The organism is Nostoc sp. (assembly GCF_036917395.1).
Lineage (GTDB): Bacteria > Cyanobacteriota > Cyanobacteriia > Cyanobacteriales > Nostocaceae > Nostoc.
The window spans coordinates 39521-57879 of record NZ_JBALDI010000018.1; the positions used below are offsets into that span (position 1 = coordinate 39521).

The 18359-nt window shown below is 41.9% G+C and carries 15 protein-coding genes; 2 read left to right on the top strand and 13 right to left on the bottom strand.

Annotation, left to right across the window (positions count from 1 at the left end):
- Window positions 1–107 precede the first annotated feature (107 nt).
- Window positions 108–1439, bottom strand: a complete 1332-nt coding sequence (locus V7K46_RS09130; protein WP_298910666.1) for a P-loop NTPase fold protein — start codon at window positions 1437–1439, stop codon at window positions 108–110.
- Between the two features lie 689 nt (window positions 1440–2128).
- Here V7K46_RS09130 and V7K46_RS09135 point away from each other — a divergent pair.
- The gene (locus tag V7K46_RS09135; protein WP_335112295.1) at window positions 2129–2983 is read left to right on the top strand and encodes a cell division protein FtsQ/DivIB; all 855 of its coding nucleotides are present in this window, start codon (window positions 2129–2131) and stop codon (window positions 2981–2983) included.
- 456 nt (window positions 2984–3439) lie between these two features.
- On the top strand, window positions 3440–4756 hold the full coding sequence (gene ftsZ, locus V7K46_RS09140; protein ID WP_335112297.1) for a cell division protein FtsZ: 1317 nt from the start codon (window positions 3440–3442) through the stop codon (window positions 4754–4756).
- 786 nt (window positions 4757–5542) lie between these two features.
- Here the strand turns inward: ftsZ and gshB are convergent.
- The 12 genes from gshB to V7K46_RS09200 form a co-directional block, all read right to left on the bottom strand.
- Entirely contained in the window at window positions 5543–6517 is a 975-nt protein-coding gene (gene gshB, locus V7K46_RS09145) for a glutathione synthase (protein ID WP_335112299.1), read from the bottom strand.
- Between the two features lie 243 nt (window positions 6518–6760).
- Entirely contained in the window at window positions 6761–7033 is a 273-nt protein-coding gene (grxC, locus tag V7K46_RS09150; protein ID WP_335112301.1) for a glutaredoxin 3, read from the bottom strand.
- 603 nt (window positions 7034–7636) lie between these two features.
- Window positions 7637–9382: a GTPase HflX gene (gene hflX / locus V7K46_RS09155; RefSeq protein ID WP_335112351.1), complete on the bottom strand. Its 1746-nt coding sequence runs from the start codon at window positions 9380–9382 to the stop codon at window positions 7637–7639.
- Between the two features lie 195 nt (window positions 9383–9577).
- Window positions 9578–10084 (bottom strand): DUF3368 domain-containing protein, encoded by a 507-nt coding sequence (locus V7K46_RS09160; RefSeq protein ID WP_335112303.1) that lies wholly within the window; start codon window positions 10082–10084, stop codon window positions 9578–9580.
- Window positions 10077–10331 carry a UPF0175 family protein gene (locus V7K46_RS09165; protein ID WP_334738196.1) on the bottom strand — a complete coding sequence of 85 codons (255 nt, stop codon included), beginning with the start codon at window positions 10329–10331 and terminating at the stop codon, window positions 10077–10079. Before V7K46_RS09165 ends, V7K46_RS09160 begins: the two co-directional genes overlap by 8 nt.
- A gap of 101 nt (window positions 10332–10432) precedes the next feature.
- On the bottom strand, window positions 10433–11893 hold the full coding sequence (locus V7K46_RS09170; protein ID WP_335112305.1) for a tetratricopeptide repeat protein: 1461 nt from the start codon (window positions 11891–11893) through the stop codon (window positions 10433–10435).
- Window positions 11890–13215 carry an ATP-binding protein gene (locus tag V7K46_RS09175; protein ID WP_335112307.1) on the bottom strand — a complete coding sequence of 442 codons (1326 nt, stop codon included), beginning with the start codon at window positions 13213–13215 and terminating at the stop codon, window positions 11890–11892. Before V7K46_RS09175 ends, V7K46_RS09170 begins: the two co-directional genes overlap by 4 nt.
- A 505-nt stretch (window positions 13216–13720) precedes the next feature.
- On the bottom strand, window positions 13721–14701 hold the full coding sequence (cofG, locus tag V7K46_RS09180; protein ID WP_335112309.1) for a 7,8-didemethyl-8-hydroxy-5-deazariboflavin synthase subunit CofG: 981 nt from the start codon (window positions 14699–14701) through the stop codon (window positions 13721–13723).
- Between the two features lie 258 nt (window positions 14702–14959).
- Window positions 14960–15721, bottom strand: a complete 762-nt coding sequence (crtW, locus tag V7K46_RS09185) for a beta-carotene ketolase CrtW (protein WP_335112311.1) — start codon at window positions 15719–15721, stop codon at window positions 14960–14962.
- Between the two features lie 319 nt (window positions 15722–16040).
- On the bottom strand, window positions 16041–16487 hold the full coding sequence (locus V7K46_RS09190) for an SRPBCC family protein (protein WP_335112313.1): 447 nt from the start codon (window positions 16485–16487) through the stop codon (window positions 16041–16043).
- A gap of 19 nt (window positions 16488–16506) precedes the next feature.
- Window positions 16507–16695: a CPXCG motif-containing cysteine-rich protein gene (locus V7K46_RS09195; RefSeq protein WP_300418224.1), complete on the bottom strand. Its 189-nt coding sequence runs from the start codon at window positions 16693–16695 to the stop codon at window positions 16507–16509.
- 11 nt (window positions 16696–16706) lie between these two features.
- On the bottom strand, window positions 16707–18353 hold the full coding sequence (locus V7K46_RS09200) for a B12-binding domain-containing radical SAM protein (RefSeq protein WP_335112315.1): 1647 nt from the start codon (window positions 18351–18353) through the stop codon (window positions 16707–16709).
- Window positions 18354–18359 lie beyond the last annotated feature (6 nt).

The following is an 18359-nucleotide window of genomic DNA, read 5'->3' on the forward strand; positions in this document are numbered from 1 at the left end:
GTTATTAGACATTGGGCATTGGTTATTGGGCATTGGGCATTAGTTATTAGTTATTAGTCCAATGGCAAACGACAAAGGACTAATGACAATTGACTCACCCAGCACTGTTACTTATTTTGTTGCCAAGCAAGGACTTTTTCTGTTTCTGCTAAAGCTGGACTGATGCCAAACCAGCGCCCCAGAGGATCACGATATTCAAACAGATACATGCTTCGTAGTAAGCTCTGGTAGTCAGACTCACCTTTTACTCTCTGCTGCTGCACTACTTCAAACAATAATTCCCACTGGGATTCATCAATAGCTAATAGCAGATCGTCGCGGTAGTCCTTAATCACAGCTTCTAAGCAGTCCCTAGAAAAAGGTGGATCTTGTCGTTGTAGGCAGCTATAAAGTAAACCCAATAAATTACGAATGTGACCACCGCTAACGCGACATAGACGATCTAAGGTTTGAGAGTGATCGAATAATTCTGTAATTAATAAAAGCCTTCCATTCAAAGGAACTTCTGGAAAAGCTCTTGCTAAGACTAACTGGCGCACTAGTGACATTCCTGGTTCATAATCACTGCCATCTCTTTGTCGCACTAATACCATCGGCAGTACTTTTGGCGCAATCCCTCCCCCCAGACGATTTTTTAGTGTCTCGTACTCATTGGAGAAAATTAACGTCAGGGGAATGGTGTAAACTAGGTGGCATTTAAGTCGGCGTAACTGTTCACCCCGGTCGATGAAGAGATATTCGGGTTGCGATCGCCCCGATGCTAAAGGACGCATATCCACTCGATCCAAATTATCTACAATCACTACCAGTCCTTTTTGACCCCGTAGCTTTAGCTGTTCAATAGCCTTTTCTAAAATTTCTTCGTTAATCGCTTGCAAAATACTACTGGTACGTGGTTCCAGATATTGCCTCAGTTGATTCCGCATCTGGCTACTATCTTTTGTTTTGGCGGTAATTTTGGCAATACCCAAGGACAATTCTGCTTGTCCAGAAAGCTCTATGGGGCTTTGCAAAAAATCGCCTACTTCTTTAAACAAATTGGTAAAATAGCCAGGTTTTAGTTTGATGTTAATCCCTTCTAAACTGGCACTGACTTGACGGGCTACACTCAGCAAAATATCGCTAACATCAATATCTGCCATATCTAAGTCTTGACTGGACTCAAAATAAACTACATGAAATCCCGCCAATTCTAGTTCCGTCTTCAGGCGCTGCAATTCCGTTGACTTACCGCAGCCAATGTGACCCGTAAATAACTGGCAGGTTGGCTCATCAGGAGAAATCCGGCAGATAGTCCGCTGCAATTCTTCGACAATTTTGCAACCACGGACATCAGCAAAATCTATGTAATACTGCCGATCCAACACGTTACTTATATTGAGCGTGTAGCTTGGGTTACATGCCTTATAAAAACGTGATAAATTTAATGTCGTTTTCATGTATGTAGATGTGGGTGTAGATGCAGTTTAATTCGTATTTTTTATACAAAAAATCTCTAGTCAGGATGTAGGCACACGATTAACTCGCAAGTCGGTAGTGTCTTGCAAGGGACAGTACTTGGTGCAGGATCACTGTCAGTAGCTGTCAGTAGTATGGTAGAGATTTAATTGACCCTAATAACCTTAAACATATCTGTCCTTTTTACACCTGCTATTGAGGTTTTGACAATCTCTAGCTTTTGTTTGACTTGGCACAAACCTTTATGGTTGAGTAAATCAGTAAAAAAACTACTAGATTAGATGGTTCTCAGTTTGTATAGCTGATCAGGTAGAACTGGTATTAATTATAGCAAGCTATACAGAGATTCTGAAATACTGGTGTATCATTTCACATTCTATTTGTCAAGGAAACAAAATTATAAATATCTAAATTAATATTTTGTAATCTTTAGAGAAAAAATATTTGATGATCACTTGTCAAAAAGACAACAGTCGGTTAAGACTAGACACCGGAAACTTTAATCGGAATGATGACTAGCGCCACGATCTTTATGTTGTTACTGTAAAGTGTTACTAAAAATAAAAAAAGTCTGGAGGAGAGTGGCTAATACATGCCAACAGTATTTACTGAAATTAATAATGATACAAGCGCATGAAGGAATTTGGACTGCAACCAGAAAGGGGTTTGAATGGCTGGCATAATATCAGTTTCCCGCACGGATCTAGCCCAGCGTCGTCATAAATTACGTCGGCAACGGCAGATGAGAATTATTCAGGCTATTTGGCGAACCTTTGCCATTACCGGTTTGGCGGGTGGATTGCTGTGGGTGGCAGTTCAACCAGTGTGGGTGCTAAAAACTCCCAAACAAATAGTGATGAAATCAGGCAATCAATTATTGTCGGATGAGACAACTCACTCACTGTTGGTGCTATCTTACCCCCAGTCTTTGTGGCGGATTGAACCGGGAGCGATCGCTAACTCTTTGAAAAAACAACCAACTATTGCCCAAGCGATCGTTAGACGCCGCCTGTTTCCTCCTGGATTAATCATCGAAATCCAAGAACGAGTTCCTGTAGCGGTGACTCAAACACCAAATGTGCAAAATCAGGGTACTAGCAACAAAAAAGTCATAATCGGCTTATTAGATGCAAGTGGGGTCTGGATGCCTTTAGAAAAATACACATCACTGAATCCCACAAAGAAATTACCCAATCTCAGAGTAATTGGATTACCAAAACAATACTGTCTCTACTGGACTCAGCTTCATCAAGCTGTCAGCCAAAGTCCTGTGAAAGTGATGGAAATTGACTGCCAAAATCCAACGAATTTAATTTTGAAAACAGAACTAGGAAATGTGCATCTCGGCGTTCCAGGCCCCCAGTTGTCTGAACAAATTAAGGTACTCGCCCAAATGCGCCATTTAACAGCAAAACTCAATTCTGGCCAAATAGAGTATATTGATCTGAAAAATCCGGAATTCCCATTAGTACAGATGAACCAAAAAGACCAAAAATTAACTCCTAAAATCCCTAAAAACATCTAGCATGTTTAATGTATTGAGCGCTCCTAGTAAATTAAGAAGCTTTATGCTGATAAATATATTTATTATTTTCAGTTTTCCAGCAAACCGCATGAAAATCGGCATTAACTTCTAATTAAAATGAGAAGATCAATATTATTGAGGTAGATAAGATGCGTTGTGGCGTATCTTTACAAACTATGTCCTCTGTTGAGAAGAATGAAGAGATTAATGTCTGGTTGAAGTTATACAGAACACTTTTAGATAAATGTCAGTATACTTCTCTAGAATTGGCTGTGCGATCGGCTGCCTTAAAAGCTTATCCCATAGCAAATCTTTCGCACAGCCAATTCTGTTAGGCTTGGGAGTAGTGAAAACAATAAAGGACAGTGCCATAGTATTGTGGCAGTGTCAAACTATAGTTGACTCTTAAGTGAATAACACCTGAAAAAGTCGTTTATCTACCCTTTCACAAATCCAATGACACTTGATAATAACCAAGGACTTACCTATAAAAATGCCCAATCTACGGGACAGCCGGCGTTCTCTCTGGCAGTTAACTCGACCAATCCCTTTAATAACTCTGGGGTGAACTTTGGACCAAATCACGAAAATAAGAAGATTTTTGCGGAAAATAGCCGAATTGGCGAGATTGTTCCTGGTCGGGTTGCCAACATCAAAGTAATTGGTGTAGGTGGTGGCGGTGGTAATGCCGTTAACCGCATGATCGAATCTGATGTCTCTGGGGTAGAGTTTTGGTCAATAAATACTGATGCCCAAGCATTAACTCTGGCAGGCGCTCCCAGTAGATTGCAAATTGGACAGAAGCTAACGCGGGGTTTAGGAGCAGGTGGTAATCCTGCGATTGGTCAAAAGGCAGCTGAGGAATCACGAGACGAAATTGCTACAGCTTTAGAGGGGGCAGACCTAGTATTTATCACCGCTGGAATGGGAGGTGGTACTGGGACAGGTGCAGCCCCGATTGTGGCAGAAGTAGCAAAAGAAATGGGCGCTCTCACTGTTGGTGTAGTCACACGTCCATTTGTGTTTGAGGGACGCCGCCGCACCAGCCAAGCGGAACAAGGTATCGAAGGACTAAAAAGTAGAGTAGATACACTGATTATTATCCCCAACAACAAACTGCTGGAAGTGATCCCCGAACAAACGCCTGTACAAGAAGCTTTTCGCTATGCAGATGATGTGCTGCGTCAAGGGGTGCAAGGTATTTCTGATATCATCACGATCCCCGGCTTGGTAAACGTTGACTTTGCTGATGTCCGAGCTGTAATGGCAGATGCGGGATCAGCATTGATGGGAATTGGCGTTAGCTCTGGTAAATCTAGAGCTAGAGAAGCTGCGATCGCAGCTATTTCTTCGCCGTTACTAGAATGTTCTATTGAAGGTGCTAGAGGTGTTGTCTTTAATATTACAGGTGGTACTGACCTGACTTTGCATGAAGTGAATGCAGCCGCAGAAGCAATCTATGAAGTAGTTGATCCCAACGCCAATATTATTTTTGGGGCTGTAATTGATGACAGACTCCAAGGTGAGGTAAGAATTACTGTAATTGCTACTGGATTTACAGGTGAAGTGCAAGCTGTACCACAACAAAGCGTGGCTAACGTTCGAGTAGCACCTAATACCTCGAAGCGACCAACAACACAGCAACCCCCAGTTAATCCCCCAACCTCAACTCCAACTCCAACCCCAACTCCAACCCCAACTCCAGAACCAAAAGAAAAACCTGGATTGGATATACCTGACTTCTTGAGAAACCGACGAACACCACGGAATTAAAAGATTTTGGATTTGAGATTTTAGATTAAATTAGCAGTCTCAGGTTAGGCTGAGTACTGTATAAAATCTGCTAGTTCCAGGGCTTTACCAAAAGCAGGGGTAAGCAATTCGTTGCCATCCCCAATTTTGTTAATTGGTAAAGAAACTCGTTTACGCTACTTATAGAATGAACTTGGGCAGGAGTCTGCTGGCTCACATGTCCAGATGTGCTTTTGGAATAAAAAAGTAGGAAGGCATGTCCGACTACAGATGCGACGCTGAACAGCCTGTGTAGACATCGCTACATCTACCCCCGCGATCCATTAAACTCATATTCGGTACAAGTAAATATATTTACTTAAAGAAAGTTGCGTGGGAAACTCGCCTATGCAAGCGTTGAAGGAAGTCTGTTTCCTGGAGAATAACGTGAGTTCGATGAACCTCTCCCAGACTTGAACTAAAGTTCAAGTCTGTCCCTCTAGGAGTCGGAGAGGGACGATTTTGCGTAGTAAAACCTCTTTAAGGATGTTTGAAAAGTCGCAAAGTATACTATAAACTCCCCTCCCCCAGAGGGAGAGAGGCTTTTAAATCCCCATTCCCGCACTTGATGCCGCAACTCTTAGAGACACTCTTGTGTTCGCCAACGCTAACATCGGGAAGGGGGGTTAACTTTGGCAGGTATTGCTGTTACCAACAATACTTTTCAAACATCCTCTTAGAGGTTTTTTGATTCAGTTCATTAGGCGGATATCACATCAGCCGTCGAACTCACGTAGAATAAGACACGAAGCAAAAAATAATTTACATTTATTTTTTGCTTTTGAGTGTCTGTTCAATCCATTGAATAACCTGATGACCAAGGTGAGTACCATCTAGGCGATCAATCTCACGAATTCCGGTAGGACTAGTGACGTTAACTTCAGTTAGGTAACCACCAATAACGTCAATACCCACAAAAATTAAGCCATCTTGGCGTAAGCGTTCAGCTACTTGGGTACAAATTTCATTTTCTCTTGGGGTAATTTCGGTTTGAGCCACTGTACCACCAGTTGCCATATTATTGCGAAAATCAGTTCCGCTAGAGAGGCGATTGAGCGCACCAATCGGTTCGCCATTCAGCAGGATAATTCGCTTATCTCCTTCTTTTGCCTCCGGTAGATAGGTCTGCACCATTACTGGCACTCGACCTTGGAGGGTACTGAGTTCGACAATGGAATTAAAATTGCGATCGCCTGATTGCAAAAATAAAATTCCTTCTCCAGCTTTGTTACCCAGTGGTTTGAGAACCGCAGCTCGCTTTGCTTCGACGAATTGCCGGATAAACTGCTTATCAGCACTGACAATCGTTTCTGGAATCGCTTTGGTAAACTGGAGGGCGTACATTTTTTCATTTGCCCCTCGGATGCCACCGGGACTGTTAATCACCAGGGTTTTATTTTGGTCAATGTAATCCAGAATGTAGGTGGCATAGAGGTAGGAATCATTGACTGGTGGATCTGTCCGTATAAATACGGTGTCCATTGTTTCTAAAGAAGTAAGGGAGGAATCGCTCAACTTATACCAAGGATTTGCCGCTATCCAGCGTCCCTCTACCAACTGCACTGGTACAACTTCAACTCGCTGTAGTACAGCCCAAGCTTTGCTATCCACCACACTCAGCAGGTTTCCCTGAGTTACCCAGACTTCGTGTCCCAAGATTTGCGCTGCTTCAATCAGGGCAACACTGGTATCATGACACGGGTCAAGCTGATGGATGGGATCAATGATAAAAGCCAGTTTCACCCTTTATACCTCAATCACCAAGAAATTAAATGGTTATTCAATTATTATCTCTTGATGCTCTCACCAATTGACGTACATGTGTACTGCTGAGTATAACCTGGAGGGTAAAGTCTTGTGGACAGATATCACTTTTGTGATAAAAAAGTCTGTAAACAAGGCAGCGTTGCTCTCCCTTCTAGAGTTGTTGCGACTACGGTGTAATTTGCAGCGGCTTGTTGCTAGCGATCGCAAAACCTTCTGAATCTACACGCTATTGCTAGAAGTTAGTAGCTCATCGAGCTTGCCTTGACGGTCTAAAGCGTGGATATCATCACAACCACCAATATGTTCATCATTGATGAAAATTTGCGGTAAAGAACGGCGTCCATTTGCTCTTTGAGCCATTTTATTTCTGGCTACCTCATCTCCGTCAATGTTGTATTCGATAAATTCAACCCCCTTGTTGTTCAGCAAACTTTTGGCACGGATGCAAAAAGGGCAAGTCCTCCAAGTGTAAATTTCTACGTTTGCAGCCATAATGTCCTCAACTTGATTTAATACTTCTCAATTTTAGAACTTTGCCACTTGCTGTAGCGGCTCTATCTCGTTTTGACTTTATCCTCAGAAGTGGCTAAGTAAATTTGCCACATTAAGTTACTAGTACAGATGAATCCCTTAAACATATGCTACGCCAAGCTTGCTTCTTTGCAGGAGTACGCATTCAAAAATCAAAATTGCTAAAAAGCTAGCTTGTTTTATAGGCTTTTTAGCGATTGTATAACAAGCTTTAAGAGCTTGTCATTACCAACATTAAATAAATTTTGGGCTTCGTTGTCATCCTGCTTGGGAATAAATTTTGAGGCTAATAGCTTGTATTCTTCTCAAGAGGACTAAATACAAGTTTTTAAGCCATGTAGATACCTATCTTGTTAAAAGGGAAAATTTTGCAGATAAAAGGAGTCTATAAAGGTATACAGTTTTGATCACAATCGCTCAAACTATTACGGCAAAAGCTTTTTCAGTATATTTAGTTTATTTGAGCTTAGGGGAGTAGAAATATTCTTTATCTTTAATAGCAAATGCCGTAGTCAATAAAACTACGGCATTTTTAACTGAAATACAAAACTTTAATTTCAGTATTTACCCACAGTCAACGGCGTATTCAATTAGCTTGGCAAGGCGGTGACGTAGGGTTTCTAATCCCAAACGCTGACTCGCAGAAATAAATACGGCTAAGGGAAATTCTTCTCTAGCTAGAGCCAGTGTCTCACTATCGGCTTGATCAATTTTGTTAAAAATAACCAGCGCCGGGCCTGGAGTTATTGGCATTTGCGCCAAGATTTCCCTAACTGAGCGAATATGACGCAGCCAAGCGGGGTGAGACAAATCCACCAAATGTAGTAGAGCATCGGCTTCTGTGACTTCCTCCAAGGTGGCGCGGAAGGCATCCATTAACGATGCAGGCAGTTCGTGTATAAACCCTACCGTATCTGTAATCAGAATTTCCTGATGTTCATCTGTTTCGCCATGAGGAATTACTAAGCGGCGCGTCGTGGGATCGAGAGTGGCAAATAGCTGGTCGGCTGTATAAACTTCTGCATTTGTGAGAGCATTCAGTAAAGTGGACTTACCAGCGTTGGTATATCCAACCAAAGCCACCGAAGGAACTTCTTGATGCTGCCGTCGCTGCCGTAACCGCGAACGATGGGCTTGTAACTGATCGACTTCTTTTTGCAGTCGGGAAATGCGCTGCCCAATGGCACGGCGTTCAGTTTCCAGTTTGGTTTCACCAGGGCCACGAGTCCCAATACCACCACCTAATCGGGACATGGTGCGGCCTCTACCAGCCAGTCGCGGCTGCATGTATTCTAACTGGGCTAGTTCTACTTGCAACTTACCAGCACGGGACTGAGCGCGTTGGGCAAAGATATCCAAAATAACTTCGGTGCGGTCAACCACCCGGATACCAATTTGCATTTCTAAGTTGCGGACTTGGGAGGGTGAGAGGTCGCGGTCGAAGACGACGAGATTGACTCCTAGTGTTTGGGCAGTTAGGGCAATTTCTTGCACCTTACCTTCGCCAACTACTGTCTGGGGATGAATGCGCGATCGCTTTTGTTGTATTGTCTGTAATACATCTCCCCCAGCGGTATCAACTAAACGTGCCAATTCCAATAGGTTGTCTTGGAATTGTAGGGGAGTCATCTCACTGGTCATCAGCCCCACAATCAGCACGCGATCGTGGTCAGCATCTACTTCCTGGGCGATAAATTCGCGCTGGAATTCCGCTTCCAGATTTTCTACCAAGTCTACTAAATCCTGGTCTGCCAGATGGTCCAAGTCCAGAGGTGGCGATATATTCCAACTTGGGGATTGGATTTGGCTTTCCTCTACCTTGAGAGCAGCAGGACTAGTAATTAGGGTGCGAGACTCTTGGGGTGTCAGATGAGCTAGATAAGCTTCTTTGACGTACCCAGTCGAACCGCCTCCCCGCCGTGTAAATCCCGTTCCAGTAATGTTTAGGACAACTAGGGCATCTAAGCGTTGCAGTGCCATAGCCGTGAGCGCCGCCTCATTTGGCGGTTCTGGCTTCAGATGGGTGGCAATACAACGAATACCGCTGAGTCGTTCTGCACCGTAGCGGGGCAATTCCAGCGGTGGTATTTGCGTTTGACGCGGTGTGCCTACCCCGACGCGAATCACTTGTCCGCGACGGTTGATGTAGGCGCACACAGGCTGATTGACTTCTGTGCTAATTGCTGCCAGACGCTGGGAAAACTCAGGCGTGGTGATGCGATCGCCTGGTATGCGCTGGTGATACAGCCGCTGTAGTTGTTTCAGCTGGCTGGACTTCAGACCTTGGAGATTTCCAAAAATAGTTTCTATAGGCGTTTATGACCAGTTAAATGGCCCCCCGAATCCTTATAGGTCTATTTTACAACAGGGTTTAGGCTCCTATCTCTCTCCTTTGAGGGATGCGTTAGTAATTAGTTCACGGTGGGTATTTATTTGAAGCTATTTTGGTGGTAGTAACTCACAAATCGAGCAATGGTAACAACACGCGCCGCCTCAGAACAAAATTTAAGGATCTATTTCACCAGTTTGTTGAAGTGCAAAATTGATAATAGTTTCACTTAGCCTAATTCCACGAGCAATCATTCTGCCAATTGCTTGTTTAATATCAATAGTGTATCCTTCTCGGTGTCCACGCAACAAAATACCGATAGTACCTGTAACAGAAAGACCGCTTAACCTGGCAACTCGTCTACCAGCTGCTTCATCAATGCAAACAGTCTGGATATTTTCATTGAGCGCAAGTTGGATAACAGAAGCTTCTCCTAAATCTAAAGAATTAAGTAAGAATGGAGAAATATTATTTAAGGGTATTTGCGATTTTTGTAGCCAATCGGCATCCTCAAATTCACTTACTGCAAATCCGCTTGCACCTCCAGCAAGTATTTCTTGACAAACTTCAAAGGGAACCAAAACCTGTGTATACAAAGATTGAAGAATTCTTAAATCTCCTATTGCCGCTATTATGGAAATAAGGGGTGCTGTGTTGATAACAATTATATTATTTTCAAGCATTTGCTAAATCAGATATAAGTTCCTCTTCTGTTAAATCAATCATCGCTACACTATAACGGTGTAAATTAAGTAAAAAAGTTACCCTATTTACACCTGCTAATTGTGCAGCTAAACCAGAAGAAATACGTTTCATTTCAAATAGTTTAACTGCCATCGCCATTTTAGCTTCTTGTTCAAACTGTTCTCGCGTTTGCTGTAAGGCATCTGGTAAAGTTTCTGGATAGTCAATTTTAAGTTGTGACATAATTTTTATCAGGATGTTCGCTTTTTATTTCGGTTAGTATTTTCAGTCAATGTGTGAAGTCGGTCGCTAAATTAATCGCTACATTAATTTAGTCTTTATAGCGGTTATTGAATTAAAGCTTGAAAGCGCTCATTTTGCCGAATACCATCAAAACTAGAGTCAGATTTTGCCCATTCAGAACATTCTTCACGATTCAGATTAAATGCTTTTTCCAGCTTTTTTAGTGCCTGTTCAATATTACCTTGGAGAGCATAACAGCAAGCTTTATTGTACCAAGCTTGGTAGTCATCTGGTTGAAATTTCAGTACTTGGTCGAAGGATGCGATCGCTTCTTCATTGCGTCCTAAATTATATAGCGCAATGCCCCGATTGTTCCAAGCTCGGTGGTAATCTAGTTGAAATTTCAGTGCTTGGTCGTAGGATGCGATCGCTTCTTCATTGCGTCCTAAATCATCTAGCGCATAGCCCCGATTATACCAAGCTCGGTGGTAATCTGGTTTAATTTTCAGTACTTGGTCGTAGGATGCGATCGCTTCTTCATTGCGTCTTAAGTTGCGTAGCACAATACCCCGATTGTTCCAAGCGTCGTGGTAATCTGGTTGAAATTTCAGTGCTTGGTCGTAGGATGCGATCGCTTCTTCAAAGCATCCTAAATTATTTAGCACAATACCCAAATTGAACCAAGCTAGGTGGTAATCTGGTTGAAATTTCAGTGCTTGGTCATAGGATGTGATCGCTTCTTCATTCCGTCCTAAATTATATAGTGCATTGCCCCGATTGTTCCAAGCGTCGTGGTAATCTGGTTGAAATTTCAGTGCTTGGTCGTAGGATGCGATCGCGGCTTCAAATTCGTCAGCAGAATGTAACAACTTGCCCAGTTCACATTGTAAACTTGCCTGAAGATTCTCTGATTGATGTTTTTCAGTCAGCAAGTCTTGAATTTCCAGAACTTTCTCAATTTTTTGTTCGGGGCTAAGTTTCAAATATTCCTCATAGTCTGCTTCATCTAGTAGACGAGTTGATTCTTCATCTACCACTTCTGGCGTTGTCGGTAATTCAAACACTCCAGAACGCCAATCAAAAAAATCTGGGGCACGGTGAATTAAATAGTTAATCGAAAATGAACGCAAGAGAAAAACAAAGCTAATGGGAAAGTCATCTCTAAAGCGTTCTCGCTGTTGGTTTAAGTGATTTAAAATATGCGGAACACTGGTTAAATTGCTAAATTGCCCTTCGGTAATTTCCCCAAACTTTCTTTTTTCATATTTATATAAAGAATATTCCAGACCTTTAATCAATAAAATATCAATTTGCTTGTCTTTAATAAACTCTGCCACTGGCTGATATAAATTATCAATTGACTCGACAAAACGCAGCACTGCAATCTTTTTCTGTAGAATCTCCTGGGGAAGTTTGACAATGAACTTGTCTGCTTCTCCAGGTGTACATTGGACAAAAAACAAACCAAATCCTGATTTTCGCTTCAGTGCGCGAAGTAAGTCTTGATAAGCTTCTTCTGGTTCTGGGAGTAAATCATCATCCCAATCACTTAAATTTGGGTTCATGAAAGTTTCGCTACAGCTTCTTTAAATTCTGGAATTCCTTGAATCAATGGATGAATATCATACCAACGCTGCATCTCTCCCTCATCATCCAAATAGCGGTATTCTAAAAGACTGCGGTTATACATCAAACTCCGATACAAGTCATCATTAATAATACGTTTAGAAGAAGACACTTCTGCTAACAGACACCATTGATGATTTTCCACAGCACGGCGAAAAGTATCTCTAGCTTGAGTAATTGCTCGTCGCACCGCCTTTTCTGAAACAGGTAACTCTTCAGTGCGTCCAATGGCATCTTGAGTTAACAATAGCAAATTCCTCACATGACCTCCACTCATCAAACAAAGTCTGTCTAAGGTTTGGGGACTGTCAAAAATTTCTTTTTCTAGTGATAGTTCCGGTGCAATTTGCCGGACTCGCTTGTTAATTACCTCCTTAACTTTCTTGAGTCCTGGCTGGTAAATGTCTCCCTTGAGAGTGTTTACCATAATCATCGGCAAAATTTGGGGGTCGCCGTAAATATCTCTGAGGTCTGTTGCTCTGGTAGAATAGACCATTGAAATCGGGACAGTGTAAATCAAATGGCAATCTAAAGCTTGGAGTTGTTCGCTGCGGTCTAAAAAGACTTCCTCATAGTTGGTACGATCGCCATCTTTGACTAACACCATCCGGTCTAAATTATCGACAATTACCGCCAGTTGAGTTTTACCCGTAGGTAAGTTCTTTTTTGCATCCGCTAGAAACTCATTCAACACCTGAATTAAAGTGACGGTGTAAGGATCAATTTTTTGGCGAATCTTCTGGCGTAATTCAGGAACAGCTCTTAAATTTGCTGTCAACTTGGCAAACTGAGCAAGTTGGGCTTCTACTCCCAAACTCTCAAACTCTATGGGAGTCAGCGCCAAATCTTTTAAATCTTCCCAACGACTTTTTAACCAGTCGAGTATCGGACGAGGACTGGCAATTTCTTTCAAATCTTTGAGCAAACGGCGGGTACAGGCGAGGAGTATATCTGTATATTGGGCATCTTCAGAATCGATATCCTCTTCATCAGCCGCAAAATAGACAACATAAAATTTCCGATTTTCTAAATACTTCTTTAATCTGAGTAATTCTGTAGACTTCCCCGCACCCCGATGACCAGAATACAATTGGCAAGTATTTGTATTTGCTAGTCGCATTCGATTTCCCAACTCTTGCTCAATATCCGCATCTCCCCGCACATCCTGACAATCTACATATTTTGGATCACCTGCGGGTAAGGGGTCAAAGGGGTTAAAAGCGTTGTAGAGGTTTGCGAGTAAGTCATCATTATTAGGCATAGGTAAAAAATATAGTAATGATGCTCATAATAATGGAAATTATAGAAAATTGAGGTGCGCTTATCCAGTTCAAAGACTCATCAACGGAGTTCAAAGGTGGATTCATCCAGTTCAAAGACTCGTTAACGGAGTTCAAAGGTGGATTCATCCAGTTCAAATACTCGTCAACGGAGATAAAAGGTGGATTCATCTAGTTCAAAGACTCGTTAACGGAGATAAAAGATGGATTCATCCAGTTCAAAGACTCGTTAACGGAGTGCAAAGGTGGATTCATCCAGTTCAAATACTCGTTAACGGAGATAAAAGATGGATTCATCCAGTTCAAAGACTCGTCAACTAATAGAGCATCAATTCAGTTCTCAAAAACCTAACCCCCCAGCCCCCTTCCCTAGTAGGGAAGGGGGAGCCAAACTCCCCTCTCCGAAGCGGAGAGGGGTTGGGGGAGAGGTTCTTTCAGGATTACTGAATTGGTGTTCTAGATGGGAAAATTTCTACTTCCCTGTTCTTACAAAAGAGAAACTGGGGTTAGAGTCTTTCGCCAGCGTTTCACCACTGTTTGCAATTCTTTCGACAACCAGCTATCAAATTGGGGATATACTGGTAAACGCGGCATCAATTCCCACCCCGCAGGTTGTAAAATTTCTCTTAATGCCTGTTCCTGAACATGAGGATAATCGGGATTTACTTCATCTTTTGGCCCAATTCCGCCCAAATCTCGCGCACCAGCTTCGATACAAGCAAGTAACCATCGGTCATCTTTAACTAAATTCGGCGGAATTTGAATCGTAATATCTGGCGGTAAAATCTGACGCGCCCTGAAAATGACTTCTGGTAAGTGATGGGGGTCAAAAGGTGGTGCATCAAAGGTTTGCTGATGTCCTGGACTATGAGGTTGCAGGATAACTTCTTGAATATGGTGATAACGTTGATGCAGTTGAGATATAGCTGTTAATGTTTCCCACCAATCATCAACTGTTTCCCCAATTCCTAACAGTAACCCAGTTGTAAAGGGAATCTGCAACTCTCCCGCCCATTGCAATTGCTGTAAACGAACTTCTGGTAATTTACTCGGTGCGTGCCGATGTACACTATTTAACAATGTTGGCGTTAACTGTTCCAACATCAGCCCCATCGAAACATTAACACCCTTAAGCTTTTGCATCTCCTCAAAACTCAGGGGCCCCGCATTCGTATGTGGTAAAAACCCCATTGAAAGCGCTAATTCACACAAATCATAAATCCGCCCAAACCACGCCTGACGCCTTGGCGAATGCGGATGCACTTCACCGCTGAGTATAAGGATTTCACAGACTTTTTCACTTTGAAGTGGTTTTAAAATACTTTCTGCATCTGAGAGACTCATCCAGGGACTTTTACCCGGTTCACTACGAAAGTTGCAGTAACTACAGCGATTAAAGCACTCGTAAGTGGGAACGATTGTATAAGCAGGGCTATAGGTGACAAGACGAGAATTATTAATTGGCATAAGCAGGATAATCTAAAAGAATGCCTTGCTCAAACTATATAGATTACCGTGTCACACAATTTTAGATTTTAGATTTTAGATTTTAGATTGACCTCAGCAATCAAATTTATTCTCGCGTTTAAATTCGGAGGCAACTCTTGGAAAAGTACAAGACTAGACTTTTTTAAATTTTGGATGCAAGAAACTTCAATCGAAAATCCAAAATTTAAAATCTAAAATTTGGTGCCTGTTGTTATTATCATATTAGATAAACAATAACTATTTTACTTTATAAATTTCTGGTAACTGCCACCAAGTAGCATGGGGATACTCGTGATGTTCCTCGTGGTAGCCAAAATGATAGCAGGTGATAAATGACCACCAAATTGGACGGCTAATTGTTTGGGCACGATGAGGCTGAATATAACCTCCTATGGGTTCGCTATGGGGTAGAAAAGTACCAAAATAAAATAATTGGAATGAGCTTAAAAGCGAGGGAATCACCCAAAAGGTTGTTAGATTAGCGTGGGGTATATGAAGGATATAATTAGCAAAGTGATAGATAAGAGTCAGAGCAATCATTTGTCCCCAACTCCAGTAACCCTTCATAAAATGAAAATACCAAGCGAAGAAATTTTTGTATTTCCCATCATGAAAATCTGGGTCTATTTGACTTGCTGGATTGTGGTGATGCACCCAATGTTTTTTCAATAATTTTTTATATGGTAAAAGACCATAAACAGATAAGGTTAATGTCCCAATAAGATGATTAATCTTGGTGTTCTGGGGAAACACTACCCCATGCATAGCATCATGTGATGTAATAAATAATCCCGTATATAAAAATGTTTGCCATAGGATAACAGGCGATAACATCCACAATTTTAACTTGGAGATGTCAAGGGAAAGTAATAAACTCAGGCTAATGACCCATGTGCTAACAATGACAATAGCAATGAAAAGTCCCTTAAATTGAGATTTACTTTTCACTACTGGGGTCAGTTTTGTTTGATGACTGGGTGGTTGTTCTAATTGAATCACGCTTTTACTCCGCCTAGTATTCAGGTAAAAATTCCTAAAATATGGTCACCACAAAAAATACTAACCACGAGCCAGAAAACCCTTTTACTGGTCAGTGTTTCGCATTGGACAGTGCCAATACTTGAAATTGTTTATAAATATTAAGATACTTTAACTATTATTACACATGCAAGCCGATACCAATAAATATTTTTGGTTGAGATGTGGAAAAATATAAGTTATTACACTGTAAGGTTTAGTATATATAAGAACTAAGATTTATTTTATAGTACTTTCTAAATAGCTAAAGCTGGCGAAAAGGATGTAACACATTTTGCTATCATGATTCGCATTCCCGTTTAGTCACATAGTGACGATAGCGAAACATTGCTTCTAGTTGCACTTGCACTAACCAACCGCTGACAAATTCAACTGTTCCTCCGCCAGGCATAGAGAAGGAAATAGCATCAGTCAGCTTAGTTTTGCCATTTTCTGGTTCAAATTCATGTCGATGTACCCAAGATTCAAAAGGACCAGATATTTGTTGGTCAGCAAATAGGCGATATTTTTCACACTCAGTATGACGCGCTAACCAAGTTAAGGGTAATGGGCCGAGAAACAGGCGAAATTCGGTGATAGCGCCCACGTTCAGCCCCCCCTCACGACGAACCACTTGGACTGGCTGCCAAGGTGGATTCAGTAGTTGCAAAATATCTGGTCTTTCGTGAAATTTCCAAACTACTTCTGGTGGGGCATTAATTACTGAGAAATGTTTAAAGTGCAGCATGGAAAGAAAAACCTAAAATTCAACTTTCGGATTCGGTATCAATTTCGATATCTAGAGTATCTTCATCAACCCGGATATACAAAATATTTGGGTTACAGCAAACTTGACAATCTTCAATGTAAGATTGTTGTCCTCCAGCACTCAAATCAATAAAAGTTAAGTTGGGTTCGCCGCAATAGGCGCAGTAATACTCAGCTGTGTTTTGCATCAAGTTTTCAGCTATGAATTCAATGGCTGTAATTCCTTTGGGGATGGGTTGATATAACTCTTAGCATCAGCCAAATGCTTTAGTAGTGTAGACTGTGGCAGAGGCCCTTGCAAGTGGCTCCAGGGTAATACTTGCTCTGTTGACCACTCGGCGTGGACGTAGAAATCTAAATCGGGGATTTGTCCTTTGAGTTGTTTGAAAGCCCGTTTGTAACTACCCAAGGAGTCACCAAAGTTACGAGTAAGTTGAAGAAGTTGCGAGAGTCTACGATCGCCTCTGGATAACAAAGCCTGTATAATCGACCAATTATAGCTTTCTGGGCGAAACTCTATCCCCTGCGGTTTTAGCTGTTTTTGCAAAAACTGCAACCGCTTTTCTGCTTGGCGATTCACCCCAAACCATTGAAACGGTGTGTGTGCTTTGGGTACAAAGGTGCTGCATCCGAATGTTAAGCGTAATCCCGGCACAGCTTTTTTGATATTACGCATCATCGCCACAGTTTGCTCTAAATCCTCTGCTTCTTCACCGGGAATTCCTGCCATTCCGTAGAGTTTCAAGCTTTTTAATCCGCCAGCTTTGGCATTTATCGCAGCTTGGATGATTTCATCGTTATGCAGCTTTTTGTTGATAATTTGCCGGATTTTCTCAGAACCACTCTCTACAGCAATGGTAAGCGATCGCGTGTCTCGTTTCGTCAAAGTTTCTGCTAACTGGACTGTTACGGTATTAGTTCGCACGGAGGCAATACTGAGACGGACATCATCATACTTTGGCTGACTAATATAATCTAGCAAAGTCTCAAATTCTGGGTGCTGAGTTACTGAAGCCCCCAATAATCCTAGCCGATTTGTAACTTCTAAACCTTTTGCGATCGCTGGAATTAATGAACCTTCAAGACTGGCTGTTCTAAAAGGCAGTGTGAGATAACTCGCCAAACAAAAGCGGCACATTTCTGGACAACTTCTCACCACTTCCACCATGTAAATATTTTCCCATGCAGCTTTTTCGGTGACTACAGTCGATGCCGATAGAGTATTTCCCCGATAAGTCTGCTTTTGCACCACTGCGGGAATTTCGGGAGAAATTGGTTTAATTGACTTTACTGCACCATCTATGCTGTGATATTCGACTTCATACAAACTGGGAATATAAATTCCTGGGACTTGTGCAAGTCTTTTTAGTTGAGTTTGTCTAGAAGCATTTCTCACTTCTTTGTACGCCTCAATGAAATTTCCCAGGAGGTTTTCGCCATCCCCCAGTAAAATTACATCAAAAAAATCTGCATAAGGTTCGGGATTAGCTGTGAGAACGGGCCCACCACCAAAAATTATTGGATGAGAATCATCACGAGAAGTTGCCAAAATGGGAATTTCTAAAGATTCCAGCAAATTTAAAATATTCACGTAATCCAGTTCCCAGGAAATCGAAAATCCCACAATTTCCGGTGTTCTGGGGAGTTGTTCGTGAGTATCTGTAAATAGGCGACTTACCTGCACATCATCACGCATTGCCAAAGTTGCCCAAACTACCTGATAGCCAAGGCTAGTGATACCTACGCTGTACTCATTGGGAAAGGCAAAAATGATGGGGATAGCGTCGGTGTCTGGGGTGGCGCGGGTGAAAAGGAAGCGTTCAGAGTCAAATACAGATGATGTCACAGGTGT

Bases quoted from the DNA above. Each gene is read 5' to 3' on its own strand.
- cofG (WP_335112309.1), bottom strand. From the start codon at position 14,701: ATGCCAATTAATAATTCTCGTCTTGTCACCTATAGCCCTGCTTATACA.
- grxC (WP_335112301.1), bottom strand. From the start codon at position 7,033: ATGGCTGCAAACGTAGAAATTTACACTTGGAGGACTTGCCCTTTTTGC.
- ftsZ (WP_335112297.1), top strand. From the start codon at position 3,440: ATGACACTTGATAATAACCAAGGACTTACCTATAAAAATGCCCAATCT.
- V7K46_RS09195 (WP_300418224.1), bottom strand. From the start codon at position 16,695: ATGCAAAACACAGCTGAGTATTACTGCGCCTATTGCGGCGAACCCAAC.
- V7K46_RS09175 (WP_335112307.1), bottom strand. From the start codon at position 13,215: ATGCCTAATAATGATGACTTACTCGCAAACCTCTACAACGCTTTTAAC.
- V7K46_RS09160 (WP_335112303.1), bottom strand. From the start codon at position 10,084: ATGCTTGAAAATAATATAATTGTTATCAACACAGCACCCCTTATTTCC.
- V7K46_RS09170 (WP_335112305.1), bottom strand. From the start codon at position 11,893: ATGAACCCAAATTTAAGTGATTGGGATGATGATTTACTCCCAGAACCA.
- V7K46_RS09135 (WP_335112295.1), top strand. From the start codon at position 2,129: ATGGCTGGCATAATATCAGTTTCCCGCACGGATCTAGCCCAGCGTCGT.
- V7K46_RS09190 (WP_335112313.1), bottom strand. From the start codon at position 16,487: ATGCTGCACTTTAAACATTTCTCAGTAATTAATGCCCCACCAGAAGTA.
- V7K46_RS09130 (WP_298910666.1), bottom strand. From the start codon at position 1,439: ATGAAAACGACATTAAATTTATCACGTTTTTATAAGGCATGTAACCCA.